The sequence below is a fragment of the Leifsonia naganoensis genome (genome assembly GCF_013410615.1).
Taxonomy (GTDB): domain Bacteria; phylum Actinomycetota; class Actinomycetes; order Actinomycetales; family Microbacteriaceae; genus Leifsonia; species Leifsonia aquatica.
Window position 1 is genome coordinate 362,639 of sequence record NZ_JACCHJ010000001.1, and the last position, 23,056, is coordinate 385,694.

General features: G+C 72.6%; 23 protein-coding genes and 1 pseudogene. 14 read left to right on the top strand and 10 right to left on the bottom strand.

Going from position 1 to position 23,056, the window contains the following annotated elements; all coding sequences use genetic code 11:
• The first annotated feature begins 93 nt into the window (after nt 1-93).
• Entirely contained in the window at nt 94-321 is a 228-nt protein-coding gene (locus tag HNR14_RS01770; protein ID WP_179699537.1) for a hypothetical protein, read from the top strand.
• On the top strand, nt 318-755 hold the full coding sequence (locus HNR14_RS01775) for a Fic family protein (RefSeq protein ID WP_179699538.1): 438 nt from the start codon (nt 318-320) through the stop codon (nt 753-755). The genes HNR14_RS01770 and HNR14_RS01775 overlap by 4 nt, the downstream gene beginning before the upstream one ends.
• Here the strand turns inward: HNR14_RS01775 and HNR14_RS01780 are convergent.
• Nucleotides 704-1,048, bottom strand: a complete 345-nt coding sequence (locus HNR14_RS01780; protein ID WP_179699539.1) for a hypothetical protein — start codon at nt 1,046-1,048, stop codon at nt 704-706. The genes HNR14_RS01775 and HNR14_RS01780 overlap by 52 nt on opposite strands.
• A gap of 100 nt (nt 1,049-1,148) precedes the next feature.
• Here HNR14_RS01780 and HNR14_RS01785 point away from each other — a divergent pair, with 100 nt between their 5' ends.
• The gene (locus tag HNR14_RS01785; RefSeq protein WP_179699540.1) at nt 1,149-2,540 is read left to right on the top strand and encodes a DUF2252 domain-containing protein; all 1,392 of its coding nucleotides are present in this window, start codon (nt 1,149-1,151) and stop codon (nt 2,538-2,540) included.
• Here HNR14_RS01785 and HNR14_RS01790 read toward each other — a convergent pair.
• Together HNR14_RS01790 and HNR14_RS01795 are read right to left on the bottom strand one after the other, a co-directional pair.
• Nucleotides 2,524-3,324 carry an alpha/beta fold hydrolase gene (locus HNR14_RS01790; RefSeq protein WP_179699541.1) on the bottom strand — a complete coding sequence of 267 codons (801 nt, stop codon included), beginning with the start codon at nt 3,322-3,324 and terminating at the stop codon, nt 2,524-2,526. The two genes, HNR14_RS01785 and HNR14_RS01790, sit on opposite strands and share 17 nt — an antisense overlap.
• An 11-nt stretch (nt 3,325-3,335) precedes the next feature.
• Nucleotides 3,336-3,929, bottom strand: a complete 594-nt coding sequence (locus HNR14_RS01795) for a helix-turn-helix domain-containing protein (protein ID WP_179699542.1) — start codon at nt 3,927-3,929, stop codon at nt 3,336-3,338.
• Nucleotides 3,930-3,994: 65 nt separating this feature from the next.
• On the opposite strand from HNR14_RS01795, the gene HNR14_RS01800 reads away from it, so the two are divergent.
• The gene (locus HNR14_RS01800) at nt 3,995-4,939 is read left to right on the top strand and encodes an NAD(P)/FAD-dependent oxidoreductase (protein ID WP_179699543.1); all 945 of its coding nucleotides are present in this window, start codon (nt 3,995-3,997) and stop codon (nt 4,937-4,939) included.
• 2 nt (nt 4,940-4,941) lie between these two features.
• Here HNR14_RS01800 and HNR14_RS01805 read toward each other — a convergent pair whose 3' ends face one another.
• The gene (locus HNR14_RS01805) at nt 4,942-5,757 is read right to left on the bottom strand and encodes an ATP-binding cassette domain-containing protein (RefSeq protein ID WP_179699544.1); all 816 of its coding nucleotides are present in this window, start codon (nt 5,755-5,757) and stop codon (nt 4,942-4,944) included.
• On the bottom strand, nt 5,754-6,419 hold the full coding sequence (locus HNR14_RS01810; protein ID WP_179699545.1) for a FadR/GntR family transcriptional regulator: 666 nt from the start codon (nt 6,417-6,419) through the stop codon (nt 5,754-5,756). The genes HNR14_RS01805 and HNR14_RS01810 overlap by 4 nt, the downstream gene beginning before the upstream one ends.
• 142 nt (nt 6,420-6,561) lie before the next feature.
• Here HNR14_RS01810 and HNR14_RS01815 point away from each other — a divergent pair, with 142 nt between their 5' ends.
• The 7 genes and pseudogenes from HNR14_RS01815 to HNR14_RS01845 all read left to right on the top strand — a co-directional run bounded on the left by HNR14_RS01815 (nt 6,562) and on the right by HNR14_RS01845 (nt 14,151).
• Nucleotides 6,562-7,188, top strand: a complete 627-nt coding sequence (locus HNR14_RS01815; protein ID WP_179699546.1) for a hypothetical protein — start codon at nt 6,562-6,564, stop codon at nt 7,186-7,188.
• Nucleotides 7,175-7,528 carry a hypothetical protein gene (locus HNR14_RS01820; RefSeq protein ID WP_021758112.1) on the top strand — a complete coding sequence of 118 codons (354 nt, stop codon included), beginning with the start codon at nt 7,175-7,177 and terminating at the stop codon, nt 7,526-7,528. The genes HNR14_RS01815 and HNR14_RS01820 overlap by 14 nt, the downstream gene beginning before the upstream one ends.
• A 16-nt stretch (nt 7,529-7,544) precedes the next feature.
• The gene (locus HNR14_RS01825) at nt 7,545-8,444 is read left to right on the top strand and encodes a hypothetical protein (protein ID WP_246311507.1); all 900 of its coding nucleotides are present in this window, start codon (nt 7,545-7,547) and stop codon (nt 8,442-8,444) included.
• 15 nt (nt 8,445-8,459) lie between these two features.
• Nucleotides 8,460-9,650: an OmpA family protein gene (locus HNR14_RS21265; RefSeq protein WP_343064392.1), complete on the top strand. Its 1,191-nt coding sequence runs from the start codon at nt 8,460-8,462 to the stop codon at nt 9,648-9,650.
• Nucleotides 9,651-9,719: 69 nt separating this feature from the next.
• Nucleotides 9,720-10,376: pseudogene (locus HNR14_RS01835) on the top strand (NADPH-dependent F420 reductase); the annotation flags it as partial.
• Between the two features lie 135 nt (nt 10,377-10,511).
• Nucleotides 10,512-13,169: a DUF4062 domain-containing protein gene (locus tag HNR14_RS01840; protein WP_179699548.1), complete on the top strand. Its 2,658-nt coding sequence runs from the start codon at nt 10,512-10,514 to the stop codon at nt 13,167-13,169.
• A 70-nt stretch (nt 13,170-13,239) separates the two neighbouring features.
• Nucleotides 13,240-14,151 (top strand): VOC family protein, encoded by a 912-nt coding sequence (locus HNR14_RS01845; RefSeq protein ID WP_179699549.1) that lies wholly within the window; start codon nt 13,240-13,242, stop codon nt 14,149-14,151.
• Nucleotides 14,152-14,158: 7 nt separating this feature from the next.
• On the opposite strand, the gene nhaA is transcribed toward HNR14_RS01845, so the two are convergent.
• The 3 genes from nhaA to HNR14_RS01860 all read right to left on the bottom strand — a co-directional run bounded on the left by nhaA (nt 14,159) and on the right by HNR14_RS01860 (nt 18,609).
• Entirely contained in the window at nt 14,159-16,033 is a 1,875-nt protein-coding gene (gene nhaA, locus HNR14_RS01850) for a Na+/H+ antiporter NhaA (protein ID WP_179699550.1), read from the bottom strand.
• 26 nt (nt 16,034-16,059) lie between these two features.
• Nucleotides 16,060-17,403 (bottom strand): MFS transporter, encoded by a 1,344-nt coding sequence (locus HNR14_RS01855; RefSeq protein WP_179699551.1) that lies wholly within the window; start codon nt 17,401-17,403, stop codon nt 16,060-16,062.
• A gap of 132 nt (nt 17,404-17,535) precedes the next feature.
• A complete protein-coding gene (locus HNR14_RS01860; protein WP_021765207.1) occupies nt 17,536-18,609 on the bottom strand; it encodes a hypothetical protein in 1,074 nt (357 codons plus the stop codon).
• Nucleotides 18,610-18,681: 72 nt separating this feature from the next.
• Between HNR14_RS01860 and HNR14_RS01865 the strand changes: the two genes are divergently transcribed.
• Nucleotides 18,682-19,125 carry a MarR family winged helix-turn-helix transcriptional regulator gene (locus HNR14_RS01865; protein WP_179699552.1) on the top strand — a complete coding sequence of 148 codons (444 nt, stop codon included), beginning with the start codon at nt 18,682-18,684 and terminating at the stop codon, nt 19,123-19,125.
• An 18-nt stretch (nt 19,126-19,143) separates the two neighbouring features.
• Here HNR14_RS01865 and HNR14_RS01870 read toward each other — a convergent pair whose 3' ends face one another.
• Both HNR14_RS01870 and HNR14_RS01875 read right to left on the bottom strand, forming a co-directional pair.
• A complete protein-coding gene (locus HNR14_RS01870) occupies nt 19,144-19,467 on the bottom strand; it encodes a hypothetical protein (protein WP_179699553.1) in 324 nt (107 codons plus the stop codon).
• 68 nt (nt 19,468-19,535) lie between these two features.
• Nucleotides 19,536-20,087 (bottom strand): TetR family transcriptional regulator, encoded by a 552-nt coding sequence (locus tag HNR14_RS01875; RefSeq protein WP_179699554.1) that lies wholly within the window; start codon nt 20,085-20,087, stop codon nt 19,536-19,538.
• A gap of 45 nt (nt 20,088-20,132) precedes the next feature.
• Here HNR14_RS01875 and HNR14_RS01880 point away from each other — a divergent pair, with 45 nt between their 5' ends.
• Nucleotides 20,133-21,827, top strand: a complete 1,695-nt coding sequence (locus tag HNR14_RS01880) for an FAD-dependent oxidoreductase (RefSeq protein WP_179699555.1) — start codon at nt 20,133-20,135, stop codon at nt 21,825-21,827.
• The gene (locus HNR14_RS01885) at nt 21,824-22,921 is read left to right on the top strand and encodes an SDR family NAD(P)-dependent oxidoreductase (RefSeq protein ID WP_179699556.1); all 1,098 of its coding nucleotides are present in this window, start codon (nt 21,824-21,826) and stop codon (nt 22,919-22,921) included. Before HNR14_RS01880 ends, HNR14_RS01885 begins: the two co-directional genes overlap by 4 nt.
• Nucleotides 22,922-23,056 lie beyond the last annotated feature (135 nt).

The following is a 23,056-nucleotide window of genomic DNA, read 5'->3' on the forward strand; positions in this document are numbered from 1 at the left end:
CTCCCGCGATGCTAACGAGCGCCGCGCGCACCGCACCAGACCCGACACAGGGGACATATATACGCGGGGCATCCGAATATATAGGAGGTGCGAATGACGCAGACGGCTCCCCCCGCGCGCAGCAAGAAGCTCATCGCCTTCCGCGACGACCAGGTCGCGGCCCTCGCGGCGATCGCCGCGGACACCCACACGAACTTCACCGCCACGGTGCTCGAGGCGGTTGACGCCTACATCGCCACCCACGACCACTCGACCCAGCAGATGATCGACCGGATCGTCACCGAGAACGCCGGTCTGCTCACGAGGCTCCGCGACGCGTGAGCACGCGCTACGTCACCGTCGAGGAGGCGCTCCAGGTCATCAGAGCGGTCCACGGCGGCGATCCACTGACGTACATCCGCGACACGGTGCTCCTGCAGTTCGCCCTCGCCCGGCCGGCCGCCACCCTGTTCGGCCGCGACGCCTACCCGGACGTCCACTCGAAAGGGGCGGCGCTGCTGCACTCGCTCCTGCGCAACCACGCCCTGCTGGACGGCAACATGCGCACCGGATGGGTCGTCTGCGTGCTCTTCTTCCAGCTCAACGGCTACGAGCAGCGGTACGACAAGGATGCGCAGTTCGACCTCATCCTGGCCGTCGCGGCCGGGGAGATCGAGGAGATCGGTGCGATCGCCCGACGGCTCGCGGTCTGGTTCACGGCACCTCAGCGCGACAGCGGTCTCAGCGTGTCCGGGAGCGGGAACGGCAGCGTGTAGTACAGCTGCGGGGCGCCGACCGCGCCGAAGTCGTCCTGCTTGGCGACGATGCGGGTCGGCGAGACCTCGGCCAGGCGCACGCGCAGCCAGCTGCCGTCGTCCAGGCGCAGTTCGTAGAGGTCGGCGAGGTAGCCGATCCCGATGCCGTCGAGCGTCTCCTCGGCGGTGAGCCAGTCGACGGCGCCCGAGACCTCGCGACCCAGGAGGTCGACCGGCACGAAGCCCTCGCCCTCGGGCCGCATCCATCCCACGCGTTCGCCGTCCGCCCGGCGATGCTCGATCCAGTCCTCCACGGGGTCTAACCTATCGGCCGTCCCGGCACTAGGCTGAGCGCGCCCGCGAGCGCATCCCGACGCCTGCAGGCGTCTCGCCACGACGCGAGGAGGGTGCAGCATGGACATCGACACCGTGGGCCTGCGGGCCGAGACGCCGCTCGACGAGGCGGAGCTCGCGGCCGCCGGACGCGCGATGCGCGAGGCGGTCCCGCGCTCCGCGCACGCCGAGTACTCGCCATCACCGGGCCGCGACCCGCTCGGCATCCTCGCCACCCAGCACGAGGCGCGTCTGCAGCAGCTCGTCGACCTGCGCGTGGAGCGGATGGGCACGGACGCGTTCTCGTTCTACCGCGGCACGGCGGCCATCCAGTCGGCCGATCTGGCCGCCTGTCCGACCACCGGCGCGGAGGTGGTCGTCTGCGGCGACGCGCACCTGTCGAACTTCGGCATGTTCCGCTCCCCTGAGAACGCGATGGTGTTCGACATCAACGACTTCGACGAGGCGACGGTCGGCCCGTGGGAGTGGGACGTCAAGCGCCTGCTCTGCAGCGTGATCGTCGCCGGGCGCTCGCTCGGTGCACCGGAGCAGGAGCTCGTCGGCATCGCCGAGGAGGCGGCGGCGAGCTACCGCGACTGGCTCGCCCGCACCCTGAAGCGCACGCTGCGCGAGCGCTACTTCCGGCCCACGTCCGTCAACGAACGCCGCCGCCGGCTGCACCCGGACACGGTGCGGATGATCCAGGAGGTCGCACTCGCCTCCGGCAAGCGCACCAGCCAGCGCGTCGCCCGGCGGGCGCTGGAGGACGACGGCGAAGGCGGTCTGCGCTTCGTCGACCGGCCGCCGGTGCTGCAGCGCGCCGAGCCCGAGATCCGGGCGCTCGCCGACGCGGCCTTCCACCGCTACCGCGAGACCGTCCCGCCGAACGTCGCCCTCCTCCTCTCGCAGTACCGGCTGCTGGATGTGGCGCGTCGCGTCGTCGGTGTCGGCAGCGTCGGCACGCGGTGCTTCATCCTGGCGCTGCGCGGCCCGGCGGAGGAGACGCTCATCCTGCAGCTGAAGGAGGCCGGCTCGTCCGTCGTGGAGCAGTTCGGGGGCGTCACGCCGCTGCCCGGCTACCTCGACCCCGCGCTGTTCCCCGAGCAGCAGGGCTACCGTGTGGTCGCGTGCCAGCGCATCCTGCAGGCCGTCTCCGACCCGTTCCTCGGGTTCCTGAAGGAGAGCGGCTTCACCTTCTACCTGCGGCTGTTCCGCAACCGCAACGCGTCGTTCGAGATCCCGGCGATGAACTCGGTGCAGTTCCGGGACTACGCGCGCATCTGCGCCGTCGTGCTCGCCCGCGCGCACGCACGGTCACCGAAGGCGGCCTTCGTCTCCGGGTACCTCGGCGCCGGTGACAGCTTCCCGCGGGCGGTAGCCCGCTGGTCCTCGGCGTACGCCGATCAGGCCGAGGAGGACTACGCCGCGTTCGTGGCGGCCGCCCGCGACGGCCGGTTCACGGTCGCGGCCTGACGGTCGCCCGGGGCGGCGACACCGGCAGCAGGAACGACCGCACCGCCTCCAGCACCTCCGGGGTGTCGAGGTGCAGGCCGTGGCCCGCGTCGAAGGCGCGCAGGGTCGCGTGCGGGATCGCCTCGGCGAGAGGCCGTGCCTGTGCGAGTGGGGTCAACGCGTCGTGATCGCCGTGGAGCACGAGCGTCTCGGCGCGGATGCCGGCCAGCGCCTCCCGCGCGTCGTGGTCGCGGCTCGCGGCGAAGTGGCCGCGCAGCGCCTCCCGGGTGGCCGTGCGGGAGAAGAACGCGTCGACGGTCTCGGGATGCGCGACCACCCAGTCCGCGTCGAAGAAGAGGGGCGTCATCCGGGCGCGGTCGCCGCTCAGCAGATCGGCGATCACGGCGGGGTCGCGCTTCTCGCCCGAGCGGTCGCTGGCCGTCGTCGCGATGAGCACCAGCCGGCGCACCCGTTCCGGGTCGTCGGCGGCGAGCCACTGGGCGACGCGGCCGCCCATCGAATGACCGACCACGTGGGCGGCGGAGACACCGGCCGCGTCGAGCACGGCGACGGCGTCCTGGGCGAACGCGCGGGTCGTGTAGTGCCCCGCCTCGCCGAGGTCGCTCGCGCCGATGCCCCGGTGGTCGAAGACGATGACGCGGAAGTCCTCGGCCAGTGCGTCGGCGAACGGGCCCCAGCCGTGCATGCCGGTCGCCTGTCCGGCGATGAGGAGGACGGGGACGCCGGTCCCCCGCTCGGCGAAGGCGATGCGCGCCCCGTCGTCGGCGATGGCGTAGTCGGGCACGAACGAACAGCCTAGTCCGCGGCGTCGGACGCGGGCCGCGCGCGCACGTGCATCCGCTCCCCCTGCTTGCCGAACAGGCTGAGGAACTCGACGCTCTCGGCGTCCGCGCGGTCGAACCAGTGCGGAACGCGGGTGTCGAACTCGGCGGCCTGCCCAGGCTCGAGCACGATGTCGTGCTCGGCGAGCACGAGGCGCAGCCGGCCATTGAGCACGAAGAGCCACTCGTACCCCTCGTGCGTGCGGGGGTCCGGCTGCGGGATGCCCGCTCCGGCCGGGATGACCATCTTGTACGCCTGGATGCCGCCGGGTCGGCGCGTGAGCGGCACCACCGTGCGGCCGTGCAGCCGCTGCGGACGCAGATGCACGCGCGGATCGCCGGTCGGCGGCGCATCGACGAGGTCGTCGAGCGTCACCCCGTGCGCCCGGGCGAGCGGGAGCAGGAGCTCGAGCGTCGGCCGCCGGGTCCCCGATTCCAGCCGGGAGAGCGTGCTGATCGAGATACCCGTGGTCTCGGAGAGGTCGGTCAGCGTCAGGTCGCGCTTGGTCCGCAGGGCGCGGAGCCGCGTGCCGACGCCGTCGAGGGCGTGGTCCAGGTCGTCGCTCATTCCTCCAGTTTGCCATTTCGGCAAGGACATTTGCCAGCGGTGATGCCGGGGCCGACGATCGGAGCATGCAGAACGATGGATTCGACGTGATCGTGGTCGGCGGCGGCGCCGCCGGCCTGAGTGCCGGGCTCATGCTGGCGCGCGCCCGCCGCTCGGTGCTGGTGCTCGACGCCGGGGCGCCGCGCAACGCCCCCGCCGCCGCGGTGCACGGCCTCTTCGCCCGCGACGGCGTTCCGCCGGCGGAGCTCACGGCCGTGGGGCGCGAGGAGGTGCGGCGGTACGGCGGCGAGGTCCGCACGGCGTCCGTCACCGACGCCCGCCGCGACGGCGACGACATCGTCGTGACCGCGGGCGGCGACGAGTTGCGCGCACGCCGGCTGCTCATCGCGACCGGACTGGTGGACGACCTCCCCGACATCCCGGGTGTGCGCGAGAACTGGGGCCACGACGTCGTGCACTGCCCCTACTGCCACGGCTGGGAGGTGCGCGACACCGCCATCGGCGTGCTCGCGCTCGGGCCGCGCGCCGTGCACCAGGCCCAGCTGTTCCGGCAGTGGAGCGACGACGTCGTGCTGTTCACGAACGGCTTCCCCGCACCCGGCGCGGACGAGAGCGAGCAGCTCGCGGCACGCGACATCCGCGTGGTGGAGGGGGCCGTCACCGCCGTCGAGTCCGCCGACGGGCGGGTCACCGGTGTGCGTCTGGCCTACGGGAGTGTCGTGCCGCGCGCGACGATCGCGATCGGCCCGGCCTCGTTGGTCCGCCTCCCCTTCGCCGCCGGCCTCGGTCTCACGACCGCAAAGCACCCCTCCGGCATGGGCGAGCACCTGCCCGTCGACCCGACCGGCCGCACCGCCGTGCCCGGCGTGTGGGCCGCGGGCAACGTCACCGACCCGTTCGCGCAGGTGGGTGCGGCGGCGGCCAGTGCGGCCTTCGCCGCCGCACAGCTCAACATGGAACTGGTGCAGGAGGACGTCGAGCGCGCCGTCGCCGAGCGCCGCGCGGGCTGAGGTCAGACGGCCGCCGCGCGCTCCCGCACCGCCCGAGCGCTCCAGCGGCCGTCCGCGCGCTCGACGCGGATGGCGTGCTCGAACGCCCGGGTGACCGTCTCGGTCGTGACGGCCTGCTCGATCGGGCCGGTCGCGACGATGCGTCCGTGGGAGATCAGCAGCGCGTGCGTGGTGGTCTCGGGCAGCTCCTCCAGGTGGTGGGTCACGAGCACCGACGCGAGGTCCGGAGCCGTGTGCGCGAGGCCGTCGATCGTCTCGAGCAGCTGTTCGCGCGCCGCGACGTCGAGCCCCGTCGTCGGCTCGTCGAGGAGTAGGAGCTGCGGATCGGCGATCAGGGCGCGGGCGATCAGCGTTCGGCCGCGCTCCCCCTGCGAGAGCGTGGGCCAGCGGGCGTCGCGGCGCGAGTCCAGCCCGACGGAGTGGAGGAGCTCGTGCGCCCGCGCGATCTGCTCGACCGTGGCCTCCCACCGCATCGGGGGCTCCAGGGAGCCGGTGAGACCCGTGAGCACCACCTCGGTGACCGTCAGCGGCGAGCGGACCGGATGCCGCGGGTTCACGTGCCCGATGTGCCGGCGCAGCTCCTGCAGCTCCACCCGCCCCAGCCGGCGGCCGAGCACGTCGACGGTGCCGGAGGTCGGGAAGGTGAGCGCGCCGCAGAAGCCGAGCACCGTGCTCTTGCCCGCACCATTCGGTCCCAGCAGCGCCCAGTGCTCGCCAGCGCGCACGGTCAGGTCGATGCCGTCGAGGATGTGCGTCCCGTCGCGGCGGAACGTCACCTCCCGCAGCTCGAGCACGGCGGGGGCGGCGGGCGTGGTCACGAGAGGCGCTCCTTCATCGAGGTGAGGTGGTCGCGGCTGAGGCGGGAGGCGACGAGGGCGTCGCGGTCGGCGATCGCGTCGAGCAGGGCGCGGTGGGCGTCGTGGTCCGCACCTTCGTCCGCGAGCGGACGCAGGCGCAGCATCTCGACCATCGACTGGCGCAGGCGCGGGACGAAACCGTCGAACAGCTCGGCGAGGATGTCGTTGTGGGCGGCGGCCACGATCGCCCGGTGGAACGCGGTGTCGGCGTCCACGTGCGCTTCAAGCTCGCGGTCGAGCCGGCTGCGGGCGTCGAGGGCGCGGCGCAGGGCGCGCAGCTCCTGCGGGGTGCGGCGCTCGGCCGCCAGGGCGGCGGCCTCCGACTCGATCGCGATGCGCGCCTCGATGACCGACACGATGGAGGCGCGGCGCAGGACCGCATCCCAGTCCTCCGGGGCGTCCAGCGCGGTGACGAAGACGCCCGCCCCCTGCCGGGACTGGAGCACGCCGCGACCGGCCAGCTGACGGATCGCCTCCCGCACGGTGGAGCGGCCCACCCCGAGCTGCGGCGCGAGCGTCGTCTCGCCCGGGAGCTTCTGGCCGAGGGCCCATTCACCCGCACGGATGCGCTCCAGGAGCGCGTCGGCGGCCTGGTCTGCGAGCGGGGCGCGGAGCACGGGCATGCGCCGAGTCTACGGGATGGTGGCGTCGCCTTGTCTGCTTGTCTGAGGAGTAGAGGCACAGAGGTCACGGTTCGGTCACTTTCAGGAAACGTTCGACCTTCGCATGGGGTTCCCCCAGAGCCGCTCCTTACGCTCCCCCCTTATGACGACGCAGCCGCTCAGGGTCGGTCCGCTGACCCGGCGCCGCCTGGAAGAACGCGCACGGCAGGATGCCGAGGCGCTGCGCGGCGCGCCCGCACCCGAAGCCGGCGCGCCGCCCACCGTCGCGGCACTCCAGGCCCGCGCCAACGCTTACGCCCGCCGCGAGGAGCAGCGCTTCCACCGGCATGTGCGCCGCGAGCTGACGGAGCACCGCCTCCTCACGGCCGCCGTGCGCACCGATCTCGACGCCTTCGACGATCGGCTCGACGCGCTCCCGCCCGCGGAGCGCGACCACGCCCGCATCGCCGTCGGCGACGGCCCGGCCTACGCCGAGCTGCGGCGCCTCGAACGGCGCATCGCCCGGCGGCACCGCCGCGCCGAGGAGCTCGCCGCGCTCATCCACGCCCGCTTCACCGCCGCCCGGCTGCGCGCCGCCCGGCACTTCGACCGGTCCGACGAGAAGATCGCGGTCTACTGGGGCGCCTACCGTGCCGCACTGCCCCGCGACGCCGTCGACCGCGACCCCGCCCGGGAGGGGACGCCCGAGCTGCGGCGCTCCGACTGGCTGACCACGCGCACCGACGCACTCGAACACTGGCAAGGGGGAACCGCCGATGGCCAAGCGTGACCGGCTCACCGAATACCGCGTCCCGAACGTCTCGCGGCTCAAGCGCCGCGTGCTCTGGCGACTGCGGAGGCTGCGCGACGCGGTCGACGTCGAGACGCTGGAGGTGTTCGAGCACGAGCTCGCCGCCTTCGAGCGCGCCGGCGCGGCCGAGCTCGAGCGCCAGCGCACGCGCAACATCGCGGTGTGCTCCGCCCGGGTCGCCGAGGCGCAGGCGCGCGAGGAGCTCATCCGCAGCGCCCTCGAGCGCACGGAGGCCGAGATCCTCCGCGCCGACGAGGCCGCCCAGCGTCTCGACGCCCGCTTGCTCGGGAGCGATCCCCAGCTCCACAACTACGCCTGAGACAGGAAGGACGACCATGGCCAGGGACATCGTCACCCGCCCGCCCCGCCACCGCCCGACCGTCGGGCACCTCTCCCCCGTCGCGCACGTCTTCGTGTACGTGCTGCTCGTCGCGATGCTCGCGGTGGACTACATCCTGCTCTCGCAGGCCCTCACCCTGCTGCTCCGCAACGACAGCCAGTACGGCTCGATCGGCCTGCAGATGTACGTCATCACCCTGGGCATCTCGCTCGCCGTTGTGACCCTCCCGCACGCCGTGGCGATCATCCTGCGCCGGGTGCAGGCGCGGGTCATGGCAAGGGGATGGATCCCCGCCGCCGTCGCGCTCTCCCTCGTGTGGGCGGCGCTCCTGGCCGCGATCACCGTCGCCCGGATCAAGGCGGGCATGGACGCGTCCGCGTCCGGCGGCCTCACCGGCCTCGTCGGCGGGGACACCGCACCCGCGGCGCCCACGTTCTCGTGGACGGCGCCCGACACGATCATGGCGTTCCTCATGCTCGGCGTGCTCGCCACCTCCGGCGCCGTCAGCTTCGTGATCGCCTGGATGACCACCAAGCCGCTGCTCACCGCGGCCGAGAAGGCCCACGCGCAGGCCGAGCGGCTGCGCGTGCACCGCGACAAGCTGCGCGGGGAGGCCGTGGCCGCCGCCGAGGCGACCCGCCTCGCCTACCAGCTCGACGCGCACGACGCCGTCCGCTACTCGGGCGCCCGCGTCACCTTCCACTCCCGGGTCGACGTGGTGCGCGCGCAACTCGGCGTCCGCCTCGCCCAGCGCGAGCGCGACCCCGAGAGCACGAGCCAGATCATCCGCGAGCTCAAAGCCCGGCGCAGCACCGCCGCGGTCGAGGCCGGACCGGGCGCGCACGCCGCGTCCACCCCGTCGGCCGATCACCCCGCCTGGCCCGCCCAGCCCTGACCTCGAGGAGCACTCGTGCCCACTCTCCCCCGCATCCGCACCGCTCTCGCCGTCGCCGGCGTGCTCGCCCTCGCGGCCGGCCTCACCGCCTGCTCGTCGGCGACCGCGTCCGGCGAGGCGTGCGACCAGTCCGCCCCGCGCAACTTGGGCGTCGTCGCCGGGAGCACCGCCAACGCGCCGACGACGGCGCTGCCCGCCTCGGCCACCAGTCAGCTGAAGGCCGTCGGCGCGAGCAACGGCAGCGTCACCGTCGTCATCCCCTCCGGCACCCCGCAGGTGATGGGGACGACGCTGATCGGCTCCACCGCGCAGGACGCGATCGTGTGCCAGAACGAGCAGCGCACCAAACTCACCCAGATCACGCAGTACATCGACGGGCTGAAGGCCGCGAACGCGCAGGTCGACTTCCTCGGTGCGATCGACCAGGCCGCCCGCAACCTCGGGAAGAACCCGATGGGCGTGCTCGTCGTCGGCAGCGGCCTCCAGACCACGGACCCGCTCGACTTCGCCGGCAGCGGCCTGCTCTCGGCCGACCCGGCGCAGGTCGTCGCCGATCTGACCTCCCGCACCCTGCTGCCGACCGACCTGAAGGGCGTCACCGTCTACTGGTCGGGGATGGGCGACACCGCGGGCGATCAGCAGCCGCTCACCATCCCGGCCCGCAGCAACCTGGAGGCCATCTGGACCGCCGTCGTGAAGGCCGCGGGCGGCACGCTCTCCCTGCTTCCCGAGCCGGCCTCGGGTGGCGCGACGACCGGCCTGCCCGCGGTGACGCCGGTGCCCGTCGAGGCCGTCGCCACCAAGACGGACTGGTCGCATCCCGTCGTGATCCGCGACAGCGAGCTGCGCTTCACCAAGGACACGGCCACGTTCGCCGACCCGCCCGCGGCGCAGCAGACGCTCGCGTCGCTGGTCCCGGCCATCGAGCAGAACGGTCAGGTCGTCACCATCACCGGCACGGCCTCCAAGGACCAGGCGACGAGCAACACCGCCGACCTCGCCCTGTCGCAGCGCCGGGCTGAGGCCGTGAAGACCGCCCTCGTCGGTCTCGGCGTGCCCGCAGCCGAGCTCACCACCGCCGGCGTCGGCCACGACTGGTGCGGCTGGCGGGCCGAGACGGATGCGAGCGGCGCGTACTCCGACGCCGTCGCGGCGCAGAACCGCACCGTCGTCCTGACTTCGGCGGGTGTGGGCCTCTGCGCGTGACGTCGCTGCTCGGGAGGAGCTGCTCGGGAGGTCGCTGGATCCGGGAATGACTCGCGGCCCGCACCGGTTCGCCCGAGTATGACAACCATCGGACTCATCGGTTCCGGCCACATCGGCTCCCAGCTCGCCCGCCTCGCGGTCGCCCACGGCTACAGCGTCGTGCTGAGCAACTCGCGCGGCCCCGAGACGCTCTCCGACCTCGTCGCCGAGCTCGGACCGCAGGCGCGCGCCGCGACGCCCGCCGAGGCGGCTGCGGCCGGTGACCTCGTCGTCGTCACCGTGCCGCTCGCGGCCGAGGCGGCCCTCCCCGTCGCCGAGCTCGCCGGCAAGATCGTCATCGACACCGACAACTACTACCCGCAGCGCGACGGCAACATCCCGGAGCTCGACGACGAGTCGACCACGGTCGCCGAGCGCCTGCAGGCCGTGCTGCCGACCTCGAAGGTCGTGAAGGCCTTCAACCACATCGGCGCCGCCGCCCTCACCACCGAGGGCCAGGCCGCGGGGACCCCCGGCCGCCGCGCCCTGGTCGTCGCCGGCGACGATGCCGAGGCACGCGACCGCGTCGCCGCACTCATCGACCAGTTCGGCTTCGACGCCGTCGACATCGGCCCGCTCGCGGAGGGATGGCGCATCCAGCGCGACACCCCCGGCTACGTCACGCGCTTCGACGCGGACGGGCTGCGCGAGGCCCTCGCCGCGGCCAAGCGCTACCGCGACATGTAGCCTCCCGCACCCCCGCACATTCGGCACGAATGTCGTGAAACGCCCGCCGTTTCGCGACATTCGTGCCGAATGTGCGTCGGGCGTCCGCTGCGCGCCCCTGTACAACCGCGCCGCGACCCCGCACAATGACGTGACATGAGCACGTCTCATGTAATCCGGACACCCGATCAACGATTACGCATCTTCGTCTCCTCCACCCTCCAGGAGCTGGCCGACGAGCGACGGGCGGCGCGGCACGCCATCGAGCGCCTGCACCTCGCCCCCGTGATGTTCGAGCTGGGCGCCCGCCCGCATCCTCCGCGCGAGCTCTACCGCGCCTATCTCGACCAGAGCGACGTCTTCCTCGGCCTGTACTGGGAGCGGTACGGCTGGGTCGCGCCGGAGGAGCAGGTCTCGGGCCTCGAGGACGAATACGACCTGTGCCCGCCCGACCTGCCGCGCCTGCTGTACATCAAGAGCCCGGCGCCGGAGCGGGAGTCCCGGCTTCGCGCGCTGCTCGACCGCATCCGCGACGACGACCGTGCCGCGTACAAGTACTTCGAGACGCCGAAGGAGCTCGCGCGCCTGGTCGAGGCCGACCTCGCCACCCTCCTCGCCGAGCGCTTCGACCAGAGCCGCCTCGTCCTCGCCGTCGCGAACGGAGCCGGCGGCGAGTCCGGTTCCCGGCCGGACGCCGGCTCCGAACTCGGGATGGCCGCATCCGCCCCCGCGCGGAGCGCCCGCCTCGACGCCGAGCGCCTGCTCACGCCCGTGCGCCTCCCGGCTCCCCTCACCGCCCTCGTCGGGCGCGACGCCGACGTGGCGGCGCTGCGCGGGATGCTCGCCTCCGGCACGCGGCTGCTCACCCTCGTCGGCGCGGGCGGGATCGGCAAGAGCCGGCTCGCGATCGCGGTCGCGCGGGCCGCTGCGCCCGGCTTCGACGACGGCGCCGTCTTCGTCGACCTCTCCGCTGTGCACGATCCGGAACGCGTCCCGAATCGCATCGCACAGGCGCTCGGCGTGCACGACACGGGAGATGCGCCGATCGCGGAGCAGCTGATCACCGCGCTCCACGACCGCCGCATCCTGCTCGTCCTCGACAACTTCGAGCAGGTGCTCGACGCGGGCCCGCTCCTCATGCGGCTGCTCGCCGAAGCGCCGGGCCTGGCGCTTCTGGTCACCAGCCGCGCGCTGTTGCGGGTGAGCGCGGAGCGCAGCTACGACGTCGGGCCCCTGGAGGACGAGTCGGCGGTGAGCCTGTTCGTCGAGCGCGCCCGCGCCGTGGCGGGCGACTTCGCGGTGACGCCGGACAACGCGGAGGCGGTCGTCGGAGTGTGCGAGGCCGTCGACGGCGTGCCGCTGGCGATCGAGCTCGCCGCGGCCCGCGTGCGCGTGCTCTCGCCGGCCGAGCTGCTCGACCGGCTCGACCGCCGCCTGAGCGTGCTCGTGGGAGGCTCGCGCGACCTCCCGGAGCGCCAGCAGACCATCCGTCGCACCATCGAGTGGAGCACGCAGCTGCTCGAGCCCGGGCAACGCAGCCTGCTCTCGCGCCTCGGCGTCTTCGAGGGCGGGTTCACGCTCGACGCCGTCGAGGCGCTCGGCCACGGCGACGGGGCGGAGGACGCCGACGTGCTCTCCGACCTCGCCGCCCTCGTCGACAGCAGCCTCGTCGGCCGCCACGACGGCGACGAGCGGCCGCGGTTCTCGATGCAGGCGATCGTGCGCGAGTACGCGCGGGAGCAGCTGGAGCGGGACGGCGCGCTGACCGCCGCGCGCGACGCCCACGCGCGGTACCTGCTCGCGCTCGGCGATGCCGCCCAGGAGCCGCTGAAGGGGGCCGGCCAGCACGAGTGGATGGAGCGTCTCGGCGACGAACGCGACAACCTGCGGACCGCCGAGCGCTTCCTCCTCGACCGTCACGACTGGGATCGGGCCGCGCACCTGGCGCTCAGCCTCTACCTCTACTGGTGGGTGACGGGCCTGCTCGGCGAGGTGCGCACCTGGATGGCGGAGGCCCTCGACGCGGGCGAACCGCTGAGCGATCGCACCCGCGCCATCGCCCTCTACTTCACCGGGACCATCGAGTTCTGGAAGGATCCCGACGGACGCGTCGCCGCCTCCCTCGCCGAGAGTGCCGACCTCTTCCACCGCGCGGGCGACGCCGACGGCGAGGGTCTCGCGCGCATCTCCCTCGCGCTCGCGCTCCTGGCGGGCGAGCGCCCCGACATCCCCCGCGCCCAGGAGGTGATGGAGGCGAGTCTCGCCCTGTTCCGTTCGACGGGCAGCGTCTGGGGCGAGTCCATGGCGCACGTGCTGCTCGGGCGGATCGCTCTCGCCCAGCAGGAGATCACCGCCGCGCAGGACCATTTCGAGCGCAGTCTCGCCCTCACCCGGCGCGACGGCGACGCGGTAGGCGAGCGGATCGCCTCGTATCATCTGGGCTGGACGCACCTCATCCGCGGCGATGTGGAGGCGGCCCGTCACGACTTCGCCCGTAGCGTCACGGTCTCCGCCGGCATCGGGCACAGCGAGGGCATCGCGTTCGGCCTGGAGGGGATGGTCGCCGTCGCCGCCCTGGCGGGCGACGCCTCCCGGGCCGGTCTGCTGGCCGGGGCCGCGCAGGCACTCCGGGAGCGCAGCGGCACGCACAACGGGCCGACCTTCACCTTCCACCGCCGCTACCTCGACCGCTTGCTCGCCGGGCCGTCGGCGCCGGAGGTGGAGGCTGCGATGGTGGAGGGCCGCGAGCTCAGCGTCGAGCAGGCGGTCGCCGAGGCCCTGGCGGGGAATGAAGCAGTCGAGTCTCCGGTTTAGTTGAAGCGTCAACCATCTGGACCTATGATCGGTTGACGCGACACCATTCCGTTTCGACCGAGGACTCACCATGACCACCGACCAGCTGCTCGACGCCTCCACGCACATGGCGGCTCCCACTCTCCGCGTCGGCGATCTGGAGCTGATGTCGTCGTACTACTCCGCCGCCTTCGCCTTCGAGGCGCTCGACGAGAAGGCCGACCCGCGCGGCCGCGAGGTGCACCGCGTGCTCGGCCGCAACGGCGTGCCGATGGTGTCGCTCATCCACACGCCCGACCTCCCCGCGGTCGACCCGCGCCAGGCCGGGCTGTTCCACAACGCGTTCCTCTTCTCCGACGCCGCGAACCTCGCGGCGACCGTGTACCGCGCCGCGCAGGACCCGCGCAGCCGTTTCGTCGGCTCCAGCGACCACCTCGTCTCGGAGGCGTTCTACTTCACCGACCCCGAGGGCAACGGCGTCGAGCTCTACACCGACCGGCCCCGGGAGACCTGGAAGCGCGAGCGCGGGCAGATCCAGATGGACACCACCTGGCTCGACCCCAACGCGTACCTGCAGGCGAACCTGGCACAGGAGGTCCTGGATGCCGGCTCCGCGCTGAACGGGACCGTCGGGCACGTGCACCTCCAGGTCGGCGACATCGCCACGGCGCGCGCGTTCTACGTCGACGCCCTCGGCTTCGAGTCAACGCTGAGCGAGTTCCGCGGCGCCCTCTTCGCTTCCGCGGGCGGCTATCACCACCACATCGCGATGAACACGTGGAACAGCGCCGGCTCCGGCCCGCGCGCCGCGAGCCTGGGGCTCGGGGAGGTGGCGATCACCGTCCCGGCCCGCACCGAGCTGGATGCCCTGGCCGCCCGGCTGCGCGACCACCGCATCCCCTTCGCCGACGACGGCCGCTCGATCGTCGCCGCCGACCCGTGGGGCACCCTGGTGAGCGTGGTCCTGCCCGACCTGACCACCGACGAGCTCCTGACCCGCTGAGCGCGGCCTACGACGATGCCGGCGCCGTCTCCTGCAGCGCCCTGATCAGGGTCTGAGCGTCGTAGGGGCCGATGTGGCGGCGGCCGTTGATGAAGAAGGTCGGCACGGCGGTGATGTCCATCGCCTCCGCGTCGAGCATGTCGTCGCGGACGCGGGCCGTCACCTCGGGCGAGGCCAGGTCGGCTTCGAAGCGGTCCAGGTCGAGGCCGAGCTCCTCGGCCCGCCGCAGGATGTCGGACGGCAGCTGATGCTCCTGGTCGGCGAACAGGCTGCGCTCGAATTCGAAGAATTGGCCCTGGCGCGAGGCGGCCTCCGACGCCTCCGCCGCCGCGAGGGCGTTCGGGTGGAACCGCGTGAGCGGGGCGTGCCGCCAGACGTACCGCACGCTGTCGCCGAGCTCGGCCCGCACCTCCACCACCGATCCGGTCGCCTTCAGGCAGAACCCGCACTGGAAGTCGCCGTACTCGAGGAGCGTGAGCGGAGCGTCCGGGTTGCCGTAGATGTGGTCGCGCGCCGGGTCGACGGGACGTCCGAGCGTCAGCCCCGCCTCCTCCTTCGGGCGCCGCGCGTCGGAGATACGGAAGATCACGGTCGCGACCACGAACGAGATGACCGTCGCGGCGAGCACCCCGACGCGCGCGGCGTTCTGAGCGGTCTCGTCCGGGATGGCGAGGTCGACGATGAAGAGGGAGATCGTGAAGCCGATGCCGCACAGCGCCGCGCCTCCCGCGAGCCGGTCGACCGTGAGCCCGGGACCGAACTCGCCGATCCGCAGCCGCCGCATCGCGAACGTCGACCCGAACACACCGACGAACTTGCCCACCACCAGACCGGCGACCACGCCCCACGCGAGCGGCGAGACCAGTGCGCCGGCGAGGATGCCGCCGTCCAGCCGCACCCCGGCATTGGCGAGGGCGAACAGCGGCAGCACGACGTACGCCACATAGGGAGACCACGCCGACTGCAGCCGCTCGTTGATCGAGATGGACTCACGGAGGCTGTTCGCCGCCGCCCGCGCGTACTCGGTGTTCGGCGATTGGCGGAAGGTCCGCGCGAGGTCGAGGGCGTGCTCCACGTCGCGCCGGTCGGGCCGGTACACCGGGATGAGCAGGGCGATCGCGACGCCCGCGAGCGTCGGATGGACCCCCGAGGCGAGGAACGACAGCCACACCACGATCGCGAGCGTCGCGTACACCGGGCCGCGCCCGGCGGGCAGATACCGCGTGAGGTAGACGCCCACCAGCCCGACCGCGGCGACGATGAGCGGCAGCGGCGTGAAGTCCTTCGTGTAGACGAGCGCGATGATGCTCAGCGCACCGATGTCGTCGACCACCGCCAGGGCGAGCAGGAAGACGCGCAGCCTCCCCGTGGCGTGCGGCCCGATCAGCGCCAGCGCACCGACCAGGAAGGCCGTGTCGGACGAGATCACGATCCCCCACGCGTGCGCCTGCCCGGTCGACGCCGTGAACAGCACGAAGATCAGCGCGGGGACGGCCAACCCGAACAGCGCCGCCACGACCGGCACGACGGCGCGCGACCAGCTCGTGAGCTCGCCGATCGCGAACTCGCGGCGCACCTCCAGCCCGACCGTGAAGAAGAAGATCGCCATCAGCGCGTCGTTCACGAGCGCGTGCAGCGTGAAGTCGAGGTGGAGGTCGCCGAGGCCGAGCGTGAGGTGCGTCTCCCAGAACGCCTCGTAGCCGCTGAACGAGATGTTCGCCCAGACGATGGCGATGACGGTCGCGGCCAGGAGCAGGACCGCGCCGATCCGGCTGCGGCCGGCGGCGCGGAACCGCTCGGCGACGGTGGGGCGCCGGTCCCGCGACGTGCCCCCGCCGTCGGGATCGGGCGAGCGCTGGATGATCGTGAGGTTGGTGGTCATGGGGTCTCCTCTGGCCGATCCGCCGGTCAGGCCGGCCCGACGGGGGCGGGCTCGCGCTCGCCCTGGTACTCGGCCGACAGCAGGCGGTAGGACTTCGTGGTGAAGGCGAGCAGCGCGAGCACCACCATCGCGAGGCCCGAGAACAGGAACACCAGCGCGATGCCGCGGGCGCTCCCCTCCCCCAGCAGCCACCCCCAGGTGCTCTCGCCCGCCCCCGTCTCCATGTACGGGATGATCAGGAACTGCGCGAGCGGGGCGATCAGGAAGGCCGTGATCGGCGCGGCCGCGGACTCGAACGCCTGCGCGAACCCGAACACGCGGCCCTGGCGGCCGAACGGCACGATCTTCTGGATCACCGTCTGCTCCGACGCCTCCACCGCCGGGATGAGGGTCATGTACAGCCAGATGCCCGCCACGTAGAGCAGCCACCACTCCCGGATGGTGAAGAGCGCGCCCAGCACCCCCATCAGGGCGACGAGCAGCAGCATCGTCCGGATCGGGTTGCGACCCAGCCCGAACCTCGCCACCAGCAGGCCGCCGATGATGAACCCGGTGGACGAGATCCCGAGCACGACGCCCCACCACTCGACGACGAACAGCTCGAGCCCGTACGGGTCCATGAGCGCCATGTAGACGCCGCCGATGAGGTTGTTGAAGGTGGAGAAGATGATGAGCGCGAAGAGTCCGGGCGCGCTCCGGATGGCCGCGATGCTCCCCCGCAGGTCCATCGACGGCGCGGCGCCCGACTCGGTCTGCGGCTGCTCCTCCGGGATCCGCAGGAACAGCAGGTGCGCGAGCGCCGCCGCGGTCAGCAGGATGGCGATGACCAGCGTCCACCCCATCCCGAGCAGTCCGATCGCGAGCCCGCTGAAGACGCTCGTGACGATGAACGCCACGCCCTGCACCGTTCCGACCAGCCCGTTCGCGTTCGCGTGCCGCTCCTCCGGCACGAGCAGCGTGACCGTGGTCGAGAGGGCGATGTTGCGCATGTTCTCCACCACCGACCCGAACAGGATGACGCCGGCGAAGATCCAGAACATCGGGCCGCCCAGGTCGAGGAGCGCCGACTCGGGGAAGACGAGATAGAGCGCGCCCGCCACCGCGAACGAGACGAGCGTGATCGTGCCCGCGAAGAGCATCACCTGGTACTTGCGGTGCCGGTCGACGATCGTCCCGAACAGGATCGAGAACACGGCCACGAGCAGCATGTAGGCGCCGCCGACGATGCCGGTCGCGAGCACCGACCGCGTCTCCAGGTAGACCCAGAAGGTCAGCGCGAACCAGAGGAACGACGTCGTGACGTTGGCCACGGCCGTGTTCACCAGCACCTGGGCGAAGGTGCGTACTCCCGGAACGGACGTCTCCGTCATGCACAGAGGGTACGGCACCCGTGCCGCCGGTGTCAGCCCGCCGGGGGCGACCGAGGTGGCACGAATGCGCGCGAAAACCCGCGAGACGGCGAACAGTCCGCCGTCTCGCGGGCCGCTGCGCGGCGCTGCGCGCTACGCGGCGACGACCGCCTCCTCCTCGGCGGGGGTCACGACGCGGGACTCGTCGGCGAGCTGGCGGCGCCGCGCGCTCACGACGTGGGTGACCACGATGAGGAGGATGCCGGCGGTCGCCCAGAGCGCGAGGCGCAGGCCCGCGAAGCCGAACGACTCGCCCGGGAAGTAGGTGAGCGCCTGGGCGGCGTCCAGCCAGGCGGCGCCGTTCCAGAAGGTGTGGAGGCCCGCGAAGAGTGGCGGCGAGAGCACGGCCTGGAAGATGCCGCCCGAACTGGTGAAGTTGAGCATCACGAACAGCATCGTGAGCGCGGGCGTCGTCCACTTGCCGAGGATGGGATGCAACCCGATCCCGACGGTCACGATCCCGAAGACGTACAGCGCGCCGAGGAGCCAGATGCTCCACTCGTTGCCGGAGAGCACGCCGTAGATCGGGCCGGCCACGACGACGCCGATCCCCGCGACGACGAGGGATGTGGCCGCTGCGACCGCGAACCGCCAGCCGAGCGCGATGCGGGCCGTCACGGCCGCGACCGCGATGGCGCTCGCATACGATCCGACGCTCAGCGCGACGAGGAGGAAGAACAGGCCCTGCCCGGTGCCGTCCTGCGCGCCGACGGGGCGCACGTCGTCCACGGTCACCGGCAGGTGCTGCTGGTAGGAGATCGGGAGGAGGAGCTTCTCGGCGGCGGAGGCCGTCGTCTCCGAGGCGGCGGAGGCGACGATGATCGTGGCGTGCGTCGCGTCGCTCGCGTAGGCGGCGGCGATGTCCCGGTGCGCGACGGCGGTGCGCGCGGCGGCCTCGTCCGTGACCGTCGTGACGTCGAGCTTCTGCGGAGCGGCGTCGTTCAGCTTCTGCGCGAAGACCTCGGCCGCGGGGGTGTCGCCGACGATCGCGATCGGGAGGTCGTGCGGCTCCGGCTGGTGGAACGCGCCCAGGTAGGCCAGCGCCATCCCCGTCGCGAGGAAGAGCGGGATGAGCAGGTGCGTGCCGAGCGCCTTCCAGAAGGAGGCGGCCGGCCAGAACGACGGACGGGGCGGGACGGTCATCGGGACGACGCGGTGGTTGGACATGACACCTTTACGGATCGGAGTTGCATTGAGCAACACCAATTGTTGCACAATGCAACGACTATGCTGAGGGGTATGGCCGCCCGAGACCCTGAGAGTGCTGACAGGAGCGCCGCCGTCGAGCGCATCCAGTCGGAGCTGACGACGATCGCCCGCCGCGGGACCGCACGCGTGCGACGCGAGGATGAGACCCTGTCGTTCGTCGATCAGTCGCTGCTCTCCTTCATCCGCGCCAACCCTGGCTGCCGTGCCGTCGACATCGCAGGGCACTTCCAGCTCAACCGCTCGACCGTCTCGCGCCAGCTCGGCGCGCTCGCGGAGTTCGGCCTGATCGCCGGCGCCGACGCGGACTCCGGTCGCGGTCACGCGCTCGCGGTCACCGACCGCGGCCGCGAACTGCTCGACCGCGCGGCCGGCAGCGTGCGCGCGGCCCTCGACGAGCGGCTGACCGGGTGGTCGGCGGACGAGCTGGTGCTGTTCGCCGGGATGCTCTCCCGCTACAACGCGATCGACGGCTGACGCGCGATCGACGGCTGACTAGCCGGCCGGATCCTCGGGGTCGGGTGCGCCGTCCGGGTCGGCCTCGCCCTCGTCCGGATCCCCCGGTCCCGGCTCGGCGTCCGGCCGGCGATCCGCAGCCGGCGCGGAGGGTGCCGACGGCCGCTGCTGCGGCGGCTTCGGGGTGCGCCGCATCTTGATCCCGACGGCGGCCAGCATCCCGACGGCCGCCACGCCGAAGAAGATGAGCCCGACGAGGAGCCACGGCTGACTCCCGGGCGCGGGCGCGGCGCCTGTCAGCAGCTCGGCGGCGGAGGGGACGGCGATGAGACGCGCGGCCATCGGGGGTCTACGGCGAGACATCGTCATCACCTCCGCGCCCCATCGTGCCGTGCGGAGGCGAACCCGTGCAACCGAGCGGCGGTCGGTGGTCAGGCGAACGCGGCGTCGAAGAGCGCGCGGGCACGGGAGGCGGTTGCCGCGCGCCGCTCGACCGGGGTGCGCGCGAGCAGATCGGCGAGCATCTCGATCGCGAGCAGCGCGTCGGCCGGTTCGACCTGCTCGCCGACGCGGCCGGCCTCGCGATCGCGGGCGAGCAGCGCAGAGACGATGGCCTCGAGCCGCGCGCCCAGCTGGGCGGTGCCCTCGCCGAACTGGTCGGCATTGAGCATGTCGATGAACGCGGTGGAGACGAGCGCCTGCTCGACCACACGGTCGAGCAGCACGTCGAGCGTGGCGTCGGGATGCGCGGCGATCGCCTCCAGCGCCGTCATGTTCTCGTCGAACACGGCCACGGCGAGCGCCGTCCGCGTCGGGAAGTGCCGGTACAGACTCCCCTGCCCGACGCCGGCCCGCTTGGCCACCGCGTTCAGCGGCGCGTTGTACCCGGCGGTGGCGAAGATCTCCCGCGCGGCGGCGATGAGCGCGCGGCGATTCTCGGGCCCGGCGCTCGGCCCCCGGTTGCTCTTCCCCTCACCTGACACGGGTGCTAGCGTACAACCGGACACAGGAGTCCGGTTGGAGGCGTCATGGCCGTGCAATGGGATCGTGAAGTGGATGTGCTCGTCGCCGGGTCCGGCGCGGCAGGCATGACGGCGGCCGTGACGGCCGCCGATCTGGGCCTGAGCGTGCTGGTCGCCGAGAGCACCGAGCGCTGGGGCGGGACGACGATGCGCTCGGGCGGGGGCCTCTGGCTCCCCGACAATCCGGTGATGAAGCGCGCCGGCATCCGGGACTCCCGCGCCGAGGCGCTCACCTACCTGCAGGCGGCGATCGGCGATCCGGACATCCCCTCGTCGACGGTCCGTCGCGAGGCCTTCGTCGACGCGGTCACGCCGCTGGTCGAGCTGCTCTCGCGGCTCGGAGTGCAGTGGATCCCCGCCGTGAAGTATCCGGACTACTACCCCGACCGCCCGGGCGGGAAGATCGGCCGGTCCCTCGAGGTGAAGCCGTTCAACGCGCGCCGCCTCGGCGACTGGCTCGCGACCTCCCGGATCGGGGACGCCATCCCGGTGCCCCTGCGCAACGGCGACGTGTACCTGCTCTCGCGCGCGTGGTCGACGCCGTCCGGCTTCGTCGCGGGAGCCGCGTTCGTCTTCCGCACTCTCGGCGGCCTGGTGACCGGCCGCAAGCTCGTCGGGATGGGAGGCGCGCTCATGCTGAGCCTCGGCGACATCGCGCGCCGGCAGGGCGTCGAGCTGCGCCTCTCCTCCCCCGTCACGGAGCTGGTGAAGGACGACGACGGCCGGGTGGTCGGGGCCGTGCTCGCCACGCCGGACGGGCCGGTGCGCGTCCACGCCCGCCGCGGCGTCGTGCTCGGCGCGGGCGGCTTCGCGAACAACACCGCCTGGCGTCAGGAGTACCAGGGCATCCCGGGTTACAGCTCGGCGGCGGAGGGCGATCTCGGCACCGCGATCGAGCTCGGCCGCGATGCCGGGGGCGCGCTCGACTATCTCGACGACGCCTGGTGGGGCGCCTCGGTGCCGCTGCCGGGCAAGCAGCCGCTCTTCGTGCTCAACGAGCGCAGCGATCCGTTCAGCATCGTGGTCGACCAGACCGGTCAGCGCTACCTCAACGAGTCCGAGAGCTACATCGACTTCGGCCACGATCTGCTCGCGCGCGACGGGATCGTCCCGGCGAACCCGTCGTGGCTGGTGCTGGATGCGCGGCACCGCCGCCGCTACATGTTCTCCGCGCTGCTCGTCGGCGGCAAGAAGCTGTTCGCCGACGGGATCGCCGTCAAGGCGGACACGCTCGACGGGCTGGCCGAGGCGATGGGTGTCGACCGGGAGACGTTCCTGGCCACGGTCGAGCGCTTCAACGGGTTCGCCCGCACCGGCGTCGATGAGGACTTCGGCCGCGGCCGCACGGCGTACGACCGCTACTACAGCGACCCGCGGGTGAAGCCGAACCCCAACCTCGGGCCGATCGAGAAGGGGCCGTTCACCGCGGTGAAGCTCGTGCCCGGCGACCTGGGCACGAAGGGCGGCCTCGTCACCGACGAGCACGCCCGGGTGCTCACCGAGGCGGGCGAGCCCATCCCCGGGCTCTACGCCGCCGGCAACACGACCGCGTCCGTGATGGGGCACACCTATCCCGGCCCCGGCTCCACCATTGGGCCCGCCGCCGTCTTCGGCTATCTCGCCGCGCGGCACGCGGCCCGCGTCGACTCCGCCTCCTCCCCCTCCACCGCCCGCACGACCGACAAGGAAGCCAGCGCATGACCCCCAAGCCGCTCTCCGCCGACGACTCCATCAAGACCTGGCTGGACCACCCGACCGGCGGTCCGATCATCCGCGAGCTGCTCGCCGAGGCGGGTCAGAGCCCGGAGGTGCTGCGTCCGGTCAGCCGGCTCGCGCTCAAGCGCCTCATCAAGCTGAGCAAGGGGCAGTTCTCGCAGGCGATGGTCGACGACCTCGTGCGCCGCGCCAACGCGGCCGACGGCGCCATGGATGCCGCCCTCGACTCGGCGGCCGCGTCCGCAGCGGCGGAGGCTGCCTCGCCCGAGGCCGCAGCACCGTCCGAACCGGCCGCCCCCTCCGGGCCGGAGCCCGCCGAGTGGGCGGAGCGCATCACCCCGGGCCGCTTCGACGGCAAGACCGTGATCGTGACCGGCGCGGGTTCCGGCATCGGCCGCGCCACCGCCTCCCGCATCGCCCGCGAGGGCGGCCGCGTCGTCGCCGTCGACGTCTCGCGGGAGCGGCTCGACCAGTTCGTCGCCGATCACCCGGGGGCCGACATCGTGGCCCTCACCGCCGACATCACGGACGATGCCGGAGTGGCCGAGATCGTCCGCGCCGCCGGCGACCGCATCGACGGCCTCGCCAACATCGCCGGGATCATGGACGACATGACGCCGGTGCACGAGCTCACGGACGCGGTGTGGCGCCGCGTCTTCGCGGTGAACGTCGACGGCACGATGAAGCTCATGCGCGCCGTGGTGCCCGCTATGCTCGCCGCCGCGGCCGGCTCGATCGTCAACACCGCCTCCGAGGCCGCCCTGCGCGGATCGGCGGCCGGCGTGGCCTACACCGCGTCCAAGCACGCCGTGGTCGGCCTCACGAAGAGCAGCGCGTTCATGTACGGTCCGAGCGGGATCCGCGTCAACGCGGTCGCGCCCGGCCCGACCATCACGAACATCGAGGCGAGCTTCGGCTCCCCGCTGGGCGCCGACCGCGTGCAGACCGCCATGGCCGTCATGCCCGATCCGGCCGGCGCCGACGCGCTCGCCGCCTCCATCACCTTCCTGCTGAGCGACGACGGCGTCAACATCAACGGCGTCGTCCTGGCGAGCGACGGAGGCTGGTCGGCCGCCTGACCGGACGGCGTCACCGCGCCGCGCTTGACCGCCGCGGCACGCCCGTTGACCGTCCGCGAAGGTCCGGCTGGCGGGCGTTCCGCGGCCCGGCGGCGCATGGGAGTCTCGGAACGACTCGAGGGAGAGGCGTCCGGG